This window comes from Telluria sp. AZSoR62, assembly GCF_058111565.1.
Genome location: NZ_JBYTST010000206.1, coordinates 1 through 313, shown reverse-complemented (window position 1 = coordinate 313; position 313 = coordinate 1). Strand labels below are relative to the sequence as shown.

The 313-nt window shown below is 61.0% G+C and carries 1 pseudogene; it reads right to left on the bottom strand.

What is annotated here, in order from left to right:
- Positions 1-313, bottom strand: a pseudogene (locus tag AC3XQU_RS23535) (peptidase M4 family protein); the annotation flags it as partial.

The following is a 313-nucleotide window of genomic DNA, read 5'->3' as shown; positions in this document are numbered from 1 at the left end:
GGACTCGTTGAGCGCGCCGGACTGAGTGGCGTAGACCAGCTTCGACGTCGTTTCGATCACGCCATGGGTGAGCTCGTGCCCGATGACGTCCAGGAAGCGCGAGAGGCTGACGAGGCGGCCGTTCTGCTTGATTTGCCCATACCACATGCGTTGCCTGAACCAGAACGCATTGAGTAGGCTGGGCGGAGCCTGCATGCTCGCTGCCGTGACGTTGACCAGCGAGACGAGGTCCATCCCGTTGTCGTCGATCCCATTGCGCTGCAGGACGACGTTGTAGAAGTCCACCACCCTGGAAGCATTGGTGTGAGCGGAA